Here is a 14,342-nt window from a genome sequence, read left to right as displayed (position 1 = left end):
ATGCAGGCATCGAACAACACCAGCAATCCGGCCATGCGCGCATGGTTCTCCCGTCTGAAGAACGACATTGACCTGCACGACCTTGCAGACCGCCTTGGCCTGCGTCGCAACGGCGCAAAGGGCAACTATCACAGCCCTCACCACGACGACAAAGGCGCATCGCTAAGTGTCTTCGACGGCGGTCGTGGATGGAAAGACTGGTCGGACGAAGGCAAGGGCGGTAGCTGCATTGATCTCGTTCAATATTGCATGCCAGAAGCCGCTCACAGCCCCATGGAGGCCGCCAGAATCCTCGGGCAGTGGTTCGGCATGCCCCCGCCCGAAAAAAAGCCTGTGGAGCGCGCGGAGCCCGAACGCAAGAGCATGGTTGACCACATTGCCGACAAGAGCTTGACCAACACGGGCGCAGCGCGCGATTACTTGATGGGGCGTGGGATATCCGAAGTGGTGATAGAAAAGGCTATCCGCCACCGCATGCTCGGATGGAACGACTGGAAGAGCCCAACTGTTCAAGCAGGTACCCCTGGCCACGGTGGGCCTGCAGCCGCATTCATCGTGCGTGACGAGCGCACGAACGGCGTGGTGGCCGTAGACCTCCGCTACCAAGATGCGGCGCTCAATGGCGACGTGAAGACGCAATGCCAGGGCGAGAAGCAGGGACACTACTGGTGCAGCTCGATGCGCGAGTTGCGCCAAGCCCATACCGTCTACGTGGTGGAGAGCCCCATCAATGCTCTGTCCGTCGAGACGTGCGGCATGCCCGCTGGGACCGCTGTCATGGCCATCCGAGGCACCGGCAACGTCCATCACATCGACTGGACGTTTTTGCGTGGCAAGCGCGTCATTATCGCGCTGGACCATAACGACAAAGTCAACCCGCGCACCAATCTGCGGCCAGGCCTCGCGGCGGCGTGGGCTCTGTCGGAAATCCTCACCGCCATGGACATCGGTTCCATGATGGTGGATATGCTCGATTGGGAGGAAGGCCAGGACATCAATGATGTCCTGCAGACCGACGGCGCGGACACCCTGCTGCGCCAGCTCAAGGTGTTGGAACCGTGGCTGATTCCGGGCATGCCGGGCGCGGGCGAACGCCACGACGGCACACGCCGCGTGTTCCTGCCCGGCCATGACTTCGGCGTGTACTGGCGCTATCGGGTGAAGGATGACTTCACGCAGTACGTTGAGAAATGGAAGGACGACGCCGACGACGACGGTGATAAAAGTCGGTCGGAAACAATGGGCGACCTCTGCTCTTTCCGCGTTGCGGGCTTTTCCCGCCTGCGCATTCAAAGCCATCTCGCCACCATCAACGGCGGGGCAGACTCTCAGCCCGATACCGTTTTCGGTGTCAGTGCCCAGGTTCCACGTCATGGCAACGTGCTGCAGCGCGAAGTCGTGAACGATGACCGGCTCTATAACCTTGAATGGTGGAAAGGCAAGTTCGGCCATATCTGGAAGCCTGCCGAATTCGCCCGCATGGTCAACATCCTGGAGCGCACGGCGCATCTGGGCGCGCGCGACGTGGTGAACTTTGTCGGCCTGGCCTGGCGCGGCGGTGAGCTGGCGGCTCTGGAAGGGGCGGACTGCTATTTCACCGAGCCCCAGAAACAATGCCTGTACTACAACATGGCATTTCCGCGCGGCCATCAGAGCGACGCCGCCCGCGTCATCCAGGCCTATCAATCCACGTTCCAGGGCAACGCGGCCGCCATCGGCGTCGTGTGGGCCTTGGGCGCACACCTGAAGGCGGTGCTGGGCTTCTATCCGCACATGCAGATGCAGGCTGAGAAAGGTTCAGGCAAGTCGAAGCTCCTGGAGTCGATGCAGGCATCACTCGCGTTCCAGGTGCTTTCTGGCCAGATGCTCAAGACTGACCACCGCCGGCGGGCCAGCGTCTCTTACACCACGCATCCGGTGGGCTGGGACGAGTTCTCCAAACTGCCGAAACAAGTGCTGTCCGACATCGACGGCCTGCTGCAGTCAACCTACCGATTCGAGTTCACGCGCGTGGGCGCATCGCTGACGCCGTACCTTATGTGTGCGCCGGTGCTGCTCGCCGGCGAAGAGGTTGACGTTGAGAGCCTGCAATCCAAGATTTGCCGCACGTCGCTGGCCGTAGCCAAGCAAGGCCCGATGCTGCCGCATGATCTGCCGCAGTTTCCTGTATGGGACTGGCTGCGCTTCATCGCTGGCCAGCCGCCGGCCGTGATCCGCGAGATGCACGCCAAATACTTCGCCATCTGCCAGAAGCGCGGCCGAGCGGATCCACGCGACGCCACAGCCAACCGCATGAAGGAAAACTATGCTGCCATCCTTACGGCGTGGGAGCTGCTGGCCAAGTTCGCCGGCATCGACGTTGACCAGGGGGGCTTTATCGAGGACCTGCTCACGGAAATGAACGTTCATATATCCGACACCAATGGCACGCGCCTGCCCTGGGTGTGGATCATGGAAATTCTGCTGTCCGAACTGGAAGCCAAGCGGTACGAGTACCCGTATGCCTGGGATAACGTAAAGACCGACGCCGGCACCGAAACCATCCTGTACCTTCGGCCAAACCACGTCATGGACCACCTGTCCACTTCGTCGCACCTTCGCGCCAAGTTCGACGCGCTGCCGGTCAAGACCGGCCGCATATTCAAGCAGCAGCTCATGGCCTCCGGCGTCGTGGCCACCGCCGGCGGCAAACCGATCGACAACGCCGACAAGATCATCCGGGGGCAGCGAACCGCGCGCCTGACAGGCATCCGACTATCCCAGCTCGAAGCTCTGGGCCTATATGCCACGCCCTTCTTCCCGGGTGAGTCCTTCGGCCCGCCGTAAGCCCCTGCAGCATGGCTTTAGCGAATCAGATCACTGAACAACTACTTGAAGGAACGAGGATGCACGACTTGCTTGACGACGTTAAATCTATGACCGATGCGAACGAGACGGATATTGAGCCCCCCCTCCTGTTTGTGGTTTGGGTAGACGACAACATGGGCTACGGGTGCCCGAATTGGGAATGGAACAGCCCGCCAAAGCCCCTAAATTGCTGCTTGGCCGAAGCCAGAGAAGCCCGCAGCAGCGGGTTCCCCACGCAGATATGGCCGGAGACGCTGACCCCTCGCCCAGACGGGCGGAATTATCCCTACTACGGCGACGGCTTGGACTGACCATCCCGGCGCTACCGAGGAAGCCCGCAGCTGCGGGCATTTTCTTGCCGGAATAACCCTACAGGCATATCAACAACCCCCTATGGATGCCGGTGCGCCTACCTCGGCGGCGGTGCCGCGTCAAGAGGGCGGCGGCCGTTGCGCGCGGTCATTTCCGGTCTGGCGGCAGGCACAGAAGAGAAAAACCCCGTGGATACAGTTGATACAACTAACCTAAGTCATTGATCGTGGAGCAGAATCCCTTGCTCACTTCCCTTCAAAAGTCCCACGGTTTGCCTCAAAAGTCCCACGGTTTCAATTTATCGACCGTGGGACCATTTCCGGCGCTTCCTCCCCTCTTCTTTCTTCTTTCTCTTTAAAAACAAGAAGAAAGAAGAAAGAAAGCGGTGAGAAAAAGGATTCGGCTGGTCCCACGGTCTGTAATATTGTGGATATCTTGTATCCACGGTTTCGACAGCGGAAAGCGGCGAAACCGTGGGACTTCCACGCCGGACCACTTTCCGTAAGCCCTTGAAAAGAAAAGGGACGCCGAAGCGTCCCACGGTTTCACACGGTCCCACGGTGTTTTTGCTACCCCTCCCCCTGGGTACGCTGCGGTGCACGTTGCCGCGCCTCTTCGCGCAGGCCTTCCAGGTAGTCGGCCCACCGCTGCATAAAGGCAATGCGCTCATCCAAAAACGCCGTGCGGTTGTATGACCGTCCCAACGCATCCACCACCTTGTGACTAATTTGCAAGTCCAGCAGCTCGGGCGGAACCTTTAGCCGCTCCTCGGCCAGCGTCCGTGTGGACGCACGGAACCCGTGCGCCGTCATTTCCCCGTGGAAGCCCAGACGCAGCAGCGCGGCCCGGATGGCGCCATCCGATAGCGGGTTTCCTGGATTGCGCGACGAATGGAACACATACGGCGTGTGTCCCGTCAGCGGACGCAGCGCCTGCAGGATCGCCACTGACTGCGTGCACAGCGGCACCAGATGGCTTTCCCACCCAGTACGCGTGATCTTGGTGTCTCCGGTGGCGCCCGCACGCTCTGGCGAGATATCCCACATAGGCGAGCCCCACCCCTTGCCATCAAGGTCGAACTCGTCCCACCTGGCCTGTTGCAGCTCGCTGGGGCGCTGGAACAACAGCGGAGATAGCTGCAGCAGACAACGGGTGACCATCTCGCCATTTTCGTAGCTCGACAGCGCCAGCATCAGGTCACCGAACCGTTGCGGGCTCGTGATGGCTGCGAAGTGGCCCGCCTTGGGCGTCAGCACCGCGCCCTTCATAGCCACGGTGGGATCGCTGGTGACTTTGCCGCACGCCATAGCCCAGCGGAACACCTGACCCATGATCCCGCGCAGGCGGCGTGCGGTCTCGGGCGCTCGCACTTCAACGCGGTTCAGGATGGCCAGGATTTCGGGCGGGATGATATCCGCGATGGGGCGCGTTCCGATCCACGGGAACACATCCTTTTCCAGCTTTTCGATGATCGACTTGACGTAGCCCTCGCTACGCCCTGCTCGCCGCTTCGATTGCCACAGCGTGCGGGCGATGCTCTCGAAGTCGTCCGCCATGGCGTTGGCCTTCAGCAGTTTGGCTTTCTTGCGCTCGGCGGCAGGGTCAAGGCCGGCATCGAGCTGCGCGCGGGCGGCCTGATGGTCCTGCCGTGCCTGGCGTGCGGACACGGCGGGATAGACGCCCAGGGCTAGTGTGGCCTGCTTGCCGTGGTAGCGATAGTCATAGCGCCAATACTTCGCACCGTTCGGCATCACAGCCAGATAGAGGCCTCCGCCGTCAGACAGCTTGACCTGTTTGTCTTGAGGCTTGGCGTTGCGCAGCGCAACGTCAGTCAACTTGGCAAACGCACCCATGTCCCTGCCCTCCTGCTGGTATTTTTTGCTTGTGGCCGCGAATGGCCAGAATGTACCAGCAAAAATACCAGCAAAAAATGTGGGCTGTCCGGGGGCAATGCGGGGCAACGTGAGGCAATAAAAAACCCGCACAGCAAGCGCTGGTGCGGGTTTTGGGGCAACCTGAGGCAATCAGGTGCAAAATTCTGGCGGAGACGGTGGGATTCGAACCCACGATGCAGTTTTTAGCCACATACTCCCTTAGCAGGGGAGCCCCTTCAGCCTCTCGGGCACGTCTCCGAAAAGAGAACGAGATTCTAGCACGATTTTTTTCGCTCTTAGCCTGCGGGCAGGCCTTCAATCAAAAAAAACGTGCCGGAACAGCATTCCTCAGATCTTGGTGGCGGGCGCCTGGTCCAGGCCGAAGGCCTTGTGCAGCGCGCGCACGCCCAGTTCCATGTACTTGTCGTCGATGATCACCGAGGTCTTGATTTCGCTGGTGCTGATCATCTGGATGTTGATGCCCTCTTGCGAGAGCGTCTGGAACATCAGGCTGGCGACGCCTACGTGCGAGCGCATGCCGATACCGACGATGGAGACCTTGGCGACCTTTTCATCGGTGGACAGTTCGCGCGCGCCCACGGCGGGAATGACTTCGCGCTTGAGCAAGTCCACGGCGCGCGCGAATTCATTGCGGTTCACGGTGAACGAGAAGTCGGTCGTGCCGGCCACGGACTGGTTCTGCACGATCATGTCGACGTCGATATTGGCGGCGGCGACAGGACCCAGGATGGAGAACGCAATGCCGGGCTTATCCGGCACGGCCAGCAGGGTGATTTTGGCTTCGTCGCGGCTGAAGGCGATGCCGGAGACAACGGCGGCTTCCATTTTTTCGTCTTCCTCAAAAGTAATCAGCGTGCCCGAAACCATTTCTTCTTCGAGCGGGATAAGCGGGTCGGTCAGCGAGGACAGGACCCGGACCGGCACACGGTATTTGCCGGCGAATTCAACCGAGCGGATCTGCAGGACCTTGGAGCCCAGCGACGCCATTTCCAGCATTTCCTCGAAGGAAACGACGGCCATGCGGCGCGCTTCGGGCACCACGCGCGGATCGGTCGTGTAGACGCCATCCACATCCGTGTAGATCAGGCACTCGTCGGCCTTGATGGCCGCCGCCACGGCCACGGCCGAGGTATCGGAGCCACCGCGGCCCAGCGTGGTGATGTGGCCTTCCGGGTCGACGCCCTGGAAGCCCGTGACGATGACCACGCGGCCAGCGTCGAGATCCGCGCGGATGCGGGCATCGTCGATGGACGTGATGCGAGCCTTCGTGAATGACGAATCGGTACGCACGGGCACTTGCCATCCGGCATAGCTGCGCGCGGGAATGCCCTCGGCCTGCAAGGCAATGGCCAGAAGGCCGCTGCTGGCTTGCTCGCCGGTGGCGGCGATCATGTCGAGTTCGCGGCTGTCGGGCTGGGGCGAAAGCTCGCGCGCCAGACCAAGCAGACGATTCGTTTCGCCCGCCATGGCGGACGGAACAATAACAACCTGGTGGCCGGCGGCGTGCCACTTCGCGACGCGACGCGCCACGTTTCTGATGCGCTCGACCGAGCCCATCGAAGTACCGCCATATTTGTGAACGATCAGGGACATCTCGTACTCTGGCTGGAGACCCGCCGCAAGTGTTGACGGGCAAAACCATATATTCTAGCGCGACGGTAAAAATTTGCGCAGTTTGCCCGGATTTATGTCCGGCCCGCGGCACTTCTTCGCCTGCAGCCCCCTTCCGCGGGGGCGCCCGCGCGGCCTAAGGGCGGGGTTCCACCCAGACCCGGCCGCGATGGCAGCGGATGACGTGGCCGGCCTGCTCGACGCGCACCTGGCGGTCATGGCCCAGGCTGTGCAACCCGCGCAACTGCCGCAGCAGATCCGCCATGCGCGCATCCGTGGGCATGCGGGCGCCGTTCATTTCCAACCAATACCGCAGCACCTGCGCCTGGCGTGCCGGCGACAGCGCGCGCCACGCCCGCAGCGAAAAACTGGCGCCATCGGGGCTGGGCTCCAGCGTGGCGTAGTCCTCCCGCGCCACCTCATCCAGGATTTCGGCGGCCTGCGCCATGTGCCGCGCATGCCGGGCGACGATGCCGCGCCAGCCCGGCCATCGGGCGTCCAGCACGGGCGCCAGCAGCTCGCGCAGGGCGGCGCGGGTGTAGCGGGGATCTGCGTTGGAGGGGTCCTGCACGGCACGCCAGCCGCATGCGGCCTCGACCGCGTCCGCCGCCCGCAGGATCGCCGCGCGGTCCTGTCCGAGCCAGGGGCGCAGATAGGTCACCCCGTCGCGTTGCGAGCATGGCGTCATGGCCGCCATGCCGGCCAGGCCCGTGCCGCGCAGCAGGCGCAGCAGCACGGTTTCCGCCTGATCATTGCGGTGATGGGCCAGCAGCACATGGCCGATCCCCTGTTCGTGCGCCAGCCGGGCGAGGGCCGCATAGCGCGCGTCGCGGGCGGCGGCCTCCATGCCCTTGCCGGCGGCTTGATCGACCTGCACGCGCGCCTCGAAGAGCGGCAGGGACAGCGTGCCGCCCAGGGCCCGCGCCTGCAGCGCCCACGCGTCGGCCTCGGCCTGCAGGCCGTGATGCACATGGAACAGCGCCACGCCGATGCCCAGAGGCGCCGCCACGGCGGCCGCATGCACGGCCAGCATGGCCGAGTCCGCGCCGCCGCTGAATGCCACGGCAATGCGCCGAGGACGCTCGGGCAAGGCAGAAAGCGCCTGGCGCAAGGCTGCGGCAAGCTCGACGGAAACGGGGAGGGATTGCCCGAGGCCCGCCGGGACCCGATGCGTGGATTCGGGCGCCGGGGCGTCGGTCATGAGAGAGGGCGCGTGGCGCGTCGGCCGCGACGCCGGCGGGAGGCCGGCGCCCTGCCCGCTTTACGCGCGCACTTCCTGGTAGGCGCCGTAGGACAGCACGCGCTGGACGCGCTGTTCCACGAGCTGTTCGGGCGTCATGCCCTGGAGCTGGCGCAGGGCGTCGCCCAGCGCGCGGCGCAGCAGGCGCGCCATGACGCGGGGGTCGCGGTGGGCGCCGCCCACCGGCTCGTTGACGACGCGGTCCACCAGGCCCAGGTCCTTCAGGCGCGGAGCGATGATGGCCAGCGCCTCGGCGGCGTCGGGCGCCTTGTCGGCGCTGCGCCACAAGATCGACGCGCAGCCTTCGGGCGAGATCACGGCATAGGTTGCGTACTGCAGCATCAGTACGGCGTTGCCCACGGCGATGGCCAGGGCGCCGCCCGAGCCGCCTTCACCGATGATGGTGCAGATCACGGGCACCTTCAGTTCGGCCATGGCGTACAGATTGTGGCCAATGGCTTCGGACTGGCCGCGCTCTTCGGCGCCGATACCGGGGTAGGCGCCGGGGGTGTCCACGAAGGTGAACACGGGGATGCCGAACTTCTCGGCCAGGCGCATCAGGCGCAGGGCCTTGCGATAGCCTTCGGGGCGCGGCATGCCGAAATTGCGGGCGGCGCGCTCCTTGGTGTCGCGTCCCTTCTGGTGGCCGATGACCATGCAGGGCGTGCCGTTGAACCGCGCCAGGCCGCCAATGATGGACTGGTCGTCGGCGTACATGCGGTCGCCGTGCAGTTCATGGAAGTCGGTGAACATTTCGCGCACGTAGTCCAGCGTGTAGGGACGCTGGGGATGGCGCGCGACCAGCGCCGTTTGCCAGGGCGTCAGCTTGGCGTAGATTTCCTTGGCCAGTGCCTGGCTCTTTTGCTGCAGACGTCCGATTTCATCGGAGATGTCCACCGCCGAATCAGCCTGCACGTAGCGCAGCTGCTCGATCTTGTTCTCGAGCTCGGCGAGCGGCTGTTCAAATTCCAGAAATGTATTGCGCATGTAGTGTGGTTCCGTAGATGGGCTGCCTGGGGTGCATCAGTATTGAACCGGTGTCGGTTCCAGACTGCGCCACAAATACCAGGTTGCCACGGTACGCCAGGGTTGCCACGCCAACGAGACTTCGCGAGCCTCGAAGCGAGAGACAGGCTCGCCGCTGAAATAGTGTAGCGAGATTGCCTTGAGCAACCCCAGATCGTCCAGCGGCAGGACATCGGGCCGCTGTAGATTGAAAATCAAAAACATCTCCGCCGTCCAGCGCCCGATGCCCCGGATGGCGACTAATTCGGAAATGACGGCCTCGTCGTCCATGGCCGCCCACTTCTCGGGATGGACCCGCCGTTCGCCGAAGTGCACGGCCAGGTCCAGTACGTATTCGGCCTTGCGCTGGGACAGGCCGGCCTTGCGCAGGCCGTCCACGCCGACCCGCAGCACGGCGACCGGCGTGGGGCGCTTGCCCACCGCATCGATGAACTTGACCCAGACGGCGTCGGCGGCCTTGCTTGAGATCTGTTGCCCGATGATGGCCCGCGCCAGCGTCACGAAAGGCGTGCCGCGCGAGGTCAGCCAGACCTCGGGGTGCTGCGGGATGATCTTTTTCAGAATGCGGTCGCGCCGCATCAGATGGGCTACGGCGGCTTCCCAATACTCAGGCTTGGGAATTTCGAGATCGGCGGTGGACATGTCGGGCGTATCCTGGGGGCTCAAGCCCGACGCCATTGCGTCAGACCACCCGGCTTGTCGTCCAGTTCGATGCCGGCATCGCGCAGTTCGGCGCGGATGCGGTCGGCTTCGGCGAAATTGCGGGCCGCCTTGGCGGCCGAGCGCGCGTCGATCAGGGATTGGATGGCTTCGGCGTCCAGCGTGCTGCGCGCGCCCTGCTCCATCGCGGCCGCCGAATAGCGGGTGGGCGACTGGAAATAAGCCGCCGGCGCCTGCTGCAGCAAGCCCAGCACGGATCCCAGGGCCTTCATCTGGCCGGCGCTGCGCGCGCTTTTTGTGCGGTTGGCCTCGGAGGCCAGTTCGAACAGCGCCGCCACCGCGCCCGAGCTGTTGAAATCGTCGTCCATGGCGGCCTTGAAGGCCTGGGCCTGCGGCTCGTTCCAGTCGATGCCCTGGCCGTCGGCCGGCACGTTCTGCAAGGCCTGGTACAGGCGGTCCAGCGCGTTCTGCGCGTCGACCAGATTGTCCGGCGCGTAGTTCTGCGAGCTTCGGTAGTGGTTGCGCACGATGAAGAAGCGCAGCATTTCCGCCTCGCGCGGGTTCACCGGATACTGCGCCTGGTCCGTCGCCGGATCGGTCTGCGCGACGGTCTGGCGGATGGTGCGGAAATTGCCCAGGGACTTGGACATCTTGTCCGAATCCACCATCAACGGGCCGCAGTGCATCCAGATGTTGGCCAGCGTGCCGCCGAAGGCGCCTTCGGTCTGGGCGATCTCGTTCTCGTGGTGCGGGAATTTCAGGTCCGGGCCGCCCCCGTGGATGTCCAGCGGCAGTCCCAGCAGCGATTTGCTCATGGCGGAGCACTCGATGTGCCAGCCAGGACGGCCCAGGCCGTAGGGCGACTCCCATTTGGTGTCGGCCGGTTCTTCGGCCTTGGCGGACTTCCACAATACGAAATCCAGCGGATCGCGCTTGGCCGAGCCCACCGCCACGCGTTCGCCGGCGCGCAGGTCGTCCAGCGTCTTGCCGGACAGCTTGCCGTAATCGGCAAAGCCCCGCACGGCGTAATTCACGTCGCCGTCGCCAGCCTGATAGGCCAGGCCGTTCTGTTCCAGCTTGCCGATGATGTCGAGCATCTCGCCCACGTATTGCGTGGCGCGCGGCTCGCGGTCCGGGGCCTCTACGCCCAGGGCGCGCTCGTCGGCGTGCATGGCGTCGATATAGAACTCGGTGACCTCGCCGATGCGGCGGTTGGTCTCGACGGCGCGGCGGATGATCTTGTCGTCGATATCGGTGATGTTGCGCACGTAATCGACGGCCAGCCCGCTTGCGCGCAGCCAGCGCTGCACCACATCGAACGACACCAGCATGCGGGCGTGCCCGAGATGGCAGTAGTCATACACGGTCATGCCGCACACGTACATGCGCACCTGGCCGGCCTGGGCCGGTTTGAACGGTTCTTTGGTACGCGATAACGTGTTGTAGATTTGCAGCATGGCGCAATAGGCTTTGTCAGAATTTTCCGTGGCGGTTGCGGAAAGTGGCTGCCGACGGACGATACCGTCACAGCGTGCCGCCCCATTCGAACCAAAAACTCAACCGGGGCTAAAATGGTGGTCGTCAAGTATAGCAAGCGGCCCGGTCGCGCGCGTAAGCGCGGGCCGGCCACGACTTTTAACGGAAGCCCTCGTGACTATCAAGCCGCGTTTTTGCGTTGCCCTGCTCGCCCTGGCCCTGGCCAGCGCGCCGGTTGGCGTGTCTCTGGCCCAGTCGATGGGCGGCAGCGGCGAAAATCCCAACGCCAGCCGCACCACCCTGGACCCGATCCCGCCCGAAGGCGGTTGGGATGGCCTGGCCAAGCTGCTGGAAGCCGTCAAGCCCGGCGTGGACACCCGGCTGACGCCCTCGCCCTCGCAGATCACGGCGCACATCGAACGCATGCTGAACCGCGGCGAAAACGAAGAGGCGCTGGCGATGATCGAAAAGCGCCAGGCCGAGATCTCGGACCAGCGCGGCACCGATGTGCAGTTGATGTTCCAGCATGCGCGCGCGCTTGCCGCCCTGAAGCGCACCAACGAAGCCATCGACATCTACACCGATATGACCACCCGGTTCCCCGAACTGCCGGAACCCTGGAACAACCTGGCGGCTCTCTATGCGGGCCGCGGCGAACTTGAAAAAGCGCAAGATGCCCTGCAAATGGCATTGCGCGCCGACCCGGGCTACGCCGCCGCGCGCGCCAATCTTGGCGACCTGCAACTTCTGCAGGCCTTGCGCACCTACAAGAAGGCCGCCAGCGACGGCGTGCCCGGCATGCAGGAAAAAGTCCGCGAAGTTGAAACAATGTTGAAGGATAAACAAGGCAAATGATGTCCCGTTACTCTCCTCTTCACCTGCTGCGCCTGACGGCGTGCTCGTTCGCGCTGGCTGCATTCGCCCCAGCGCTCGTCAGCGCCGCCCCCGCGGCCTCTTCTTCCACCTCCACCTCTGAAGGCACCAAAACCATGAGCTCCAATCCCCGCGTCAAGCTCCAAACCAACCAAGGCGACATGGTCATTACCCTGGACGCAGCCAAGGCCCCGAAGTCCGTCGAGAACTTCCTGACCTACGTCAAGGAAGGGTTCTACAACGGCACGGTGTTCCATCGCGTGATCGATGGTTTCATGATCCAGGGCGGCGGCTTCGAACCCGGCATGAAGCAAAAGCAGACCCATGCCCCGATCGAAAACGAAGCCAACAACGGCCTGAAGAACGACAAGTACACGCTCGCCATGGCTCGCACCAGCGACCCGCATTCGGCCACGGCGCAGTTCTTCATCAACGTGTCCAACAACGACTTCCTGAATTTCACGTCGCCCACGCCCAACGGCTGGGGCTATGCCGTGTTCGGCACCATCACCGAAGGCACGGACGTGGTCGAGAAGATCAAGGGCGTGAAGACCGGCAACAAGGGCTTCCACCAGAACGTGCCGAACGAAGACGTCATCATCGAGAAGGCCGAAATTCTTGAATAAGATCGCCCTGTCCGGTCCGATCTGGCTGGCGTCCGACCTGCACCTGGGGCCGGCCACGCCGGCCACCTCGGAGGCCTTCCTGGCCTTTCTGCAAGCCGCGCAAGAAGAAGCCGCCGCCCTGCTGCTGCCGGGCGACATCTTCGATGCCTGGATTGGCGACGACGTGATCCGCGCCGCGCCGCCGTGGCTTGCCACGGCGCTGACGGCGATCAAGGACACGGCCGGGCGCATCCCGGTATGGCTGGGCCGCGGCAACCGCGACTTCCTCATCGGGGAAGAACTGGCCACTGCCGTGGGCGCCCGCCTGCTGCCCGAGCCCGCGCTGCTGCAGACCGACTTCGGCCAGGTCCTGCTGACGCACGGCGACGAATTCTGTACCGACGACGCCGCCTATCAGCAATTCCGCCAGATGGTCCGCAATCCGCAGTGGCAGGCCGAATTCCTGGCCAAGACCATCCCCGAGCGGCTGGCGATGGCCCAGCAGGCCCGTGGCGAAAGCCAGGCGGCCAACCAGACCAAATCCATGGAGATCATGGACGTCAACGCCGGCGCCATCGAGGCCATCTTCCGGGAAACCGGCGTGCGCGTGCTGGTCCATGGCCACACGCACCGCCCCGCCCGCCACGTGCTGGAGGTCGACGGCAAGAAGCGCGAACGCTGGGTGCTGCCCGACTGGGACTGCGACCACGTATCGCCGCCGCGCGGCGGCTGGCTGGTCATCGACCGCGACGGCCTGGAGTTCTACGACCTGGAAACGGAATCGTAGGGCGCGCGCGGCTACGCATCTCGCCAAGGAAACGCCACAAAAAAAGGGCCGCTAACTACCTCTAGCGGCCCTTTTTTCGTTGCCGCCGTCCGCATCGGCGGGCAGCGGCGCAGGCGTCAGCGATGAAGCGTCAGCGGGTGAAGCGTCAACGGGTGAAGATCCAGGCCGCGACGATCGCGCCGAACACGATCCGGTACCAGGCGAACACGCGATAGGTGTGGTTGGCCACGAAACGCAACACGGCGCGCACCACCACCATGGCGCTCAGGAACGCGGCAATGAAGCCCACCGCGATGCCGGACAGGTCGTGCTGGGTCAGCACGCCGAAGTTCTTGTACATGTCGTAGGCCGCGGCGCCCAGCATGGTCGGCATGGCCAGGAAGAATGAGAACTCGGTGGCCGTCTTGCGCTGGATGCCGGCGATCATGCCGCCGATGATGGTGGCGCCCGACCGGGACGTGCCCGGAATCATCGCGAAGCACTGCGCCACGCCCACGCCCAGCGCCTGCTTCCAGGTGATCTGTTCAAGCGTGTGCGCGGACGCCCGCTCGTCGGAAGCCGTGTCGTCGGCCGCGCCCGGCGCATCGCCCGGCGTATGGTGCGCGCGGCGCTCCACATACAGCATGATCAAGCCGCCCAGCACCAGCGTCACCACGACCACGGCGGGATGGTAGAACACCGATTTGATGGACTTGATGAAGATCGCGCCGATCACCGCCGCCGGCAGGAAGGCGATGAGCAGGTTCCGGGTGAAAGCCACCTCGCTGGCCACGCCGGTCAGCGTGCCGCGGATCAGCTTGAGCAGGCGCGCGCGGAAGACCCACATCACGGCCAGGATGGATCCAAGCTGGATGACCACCTCGAATACCTTGGCCTCGCCGGACTGGAAGTTGATCCAGTCGCCGACCAGGATGAGGTGGCCCGTGCTGGACACGGGGATGAATTCCGTCAGGCCTTCAAGAATGCCCAGGACGAATGCTTTGATCAGATAGAGCGCGTTCTCGGTCACG

At 63.9% G+C, this 14,342-nt stretch carries 11 protein-coding genes and 1 tRNA gene; 4 read left to right on the top strand and 8 right to left on the bottom strand.

Features of this window, described 5'->3' with window-relative positions; all coding sequences use genetic code 11:
* A complete protein-coding gene (locus ASE30_RS00145; protein ID WP_057282248.1) occupies positions 1-2,826 on the top strand; it encodes a toprim domain-containing protein in 2,826 nt (941 codons plus the stop codon).
* 902 nt (positions 2,827-3,728) lie between these two features.
* Here ASE30_RS00145 and ASE30_RS00135 read toward each other — a convergent pair.
* The 7 genes from ASE30_RS00135 to cysS form a co-directional block, all read right to left on the bottom strand.
* Entirely contained in the window at positions 3,729-5,012 is a 1,284-nt protein-coding gene (locus ASE30_RS00135) for an integrase arm-type DNA-binding domain-containing protein (protein WP_057282246.1), read from the bottom strand.
* A gap of 186 nt (positions 5,013-5,198) precedes the next feature.
* Positions 5,199-5,291, bottom strand: a tRNA-Ser gene (locus ASE30_RS00130).
* A gap of 90 nt (positions 5,292-5,381) precedes the next feature.
* The gene (locus tag ASE30_RS00125) at positions 5,382-6,647 is read right to left on the bottom strand and encodes an aspartate kinase (RefSeq protein ID WP_057282245.1); all 1,266 of its coding nucleotides are present in this window, start codon (positions 6,645-6,647) and stop codon (positions 5,382-5,384) included.
* A 154-nt stretch (positions 6,648-6,801) separates the two neighbouring features.
* Positions 6,802-7,776: a tRNA lysidine(34) synthetase TilS gene (gene tilS, locus ASE30_RS00120; protein ID WP_369819290.1), complete on the bottom strand. Its 975-nt coding sequence runs from the start codon at positions 7,774-7,776 to the stop codon at positions 6,802-6,804.
* A 150-nt stretch (positions 7,777-7,926) separates the two neighbouring features.
* Positions 7,927-8,892 carry an acetyl-CoA carboxylase carboxyltransferase subunit alpha gene (locus tag ASE30_RS00115; RefSeq protein WP_057282243.1) on the bottom strand — a complete coding sequence of 322 codons (966 nt, stop codon included), beginning with the start codon at positions 8,890-8,892 and terminating at the stop codon, positions 7,927-7,929.
* Positions 8,893-8,928: 36 nt separating this feature from the next.
* Positions 8,929-9,573, bottom strand: coding sequence for a DNA-3-methyladenine glycosylase (locus ASE30_RS00110; protein WP_057283191.1), 645 nt, complete (start codon positions 9,571-9,573; stop codon positions 8,929-8,931).
* Between the two features lie 20 nt (positions 9,574-9,593).
* A complete protein-coding gene (gene cysS, locus ASE30_RS00105) occupies positions 9,594-11,048 on the bottom strand; it encodes a cysteine--tRNA ligase (RefSeq protein WP_057282242.1) in 1,455 nt (484 codons plus the stop codon).
* 193 nt (positions 11,049-11,241) lie between these two features.
* Between cysS and ASE30_RS00100 the strand changes: the two genes are divergently transcribed.
* From ASE30_RS00100 to ASE30_RS00090, 3 genes are all read left to right on the top strand, one after another.
* A complete protein-coding gene (locus ASE30_RS00100) occupies positions 11,242-11,922 on the top strand; it encodes a tetratricopeptide repeat protein (RefSeq protein WP_057282241.1) in 681 nt (226 codons plus the stop codon).
* Between the two features lie 134 nt (positions 11,923-12,056).
* Positions 12,057-12,566 carry a peptidylprolyl isomerase gene (locus ASE30_RS00095; RefSeq protein WP_057282240.1) on the top strand — a complete coding sequence of 170 codons (510 nt, stop codon included), beginning with the start codon at positions 12,057-12,059 and terminating at the stop codon, positions 12,564-12,566.
* The gene (locus ASE30_RS00090; RefSeq protein ID WP_057282239.1) at positions 12,559-13,332 is read left to right on the top strand and encodes a UDP-2,3-diacylglucosamine diphosphatase; all 774 of its coding nucleotides are present in this window, start codon (positions 12,559-12,561) and stop codon (positions 13,330-13,332) included. Before ASE30_RS00095 ends, ASE30_RS00090 begins: the two co-directional genes overlap by 8 nt.
* Positions 13,333-13,477: 145 nt before the next feature.
* Here the strand turns inward: ASE30_RS00090 and ASE30_RS00085 are convergent, their stop codons facing one another.
* The gene (locus ASE30_RS00085) at positions 13,478-14,341 is read right to left on the bottom strand and encodes an undecaprenyl-diphosphate phosphatase (protein ID WP_057282238.1); all 864 of its coding nucleotides are present in this window, start codon (positions 14,339-14,341) and stop codon (positions 13,478-13,480) included.
* Between the last annotated feature and the right edge of the window lies 1 nt (position 14,342).

Source organism: Achromobacter sp. Root83 (genome assembly GCF_001428845.1).
Lineage (GTDB): Bacteria > Pseudomonadota > Gammaproteobacteria > Burkholderiales > Burkholderiaceae_B > Achromobacter.
The sequence above is the reverse complement of the archived record's forward strand: the minus strand, read 5'-3'. Positions and strand labels throughout refer to the sequence as shown.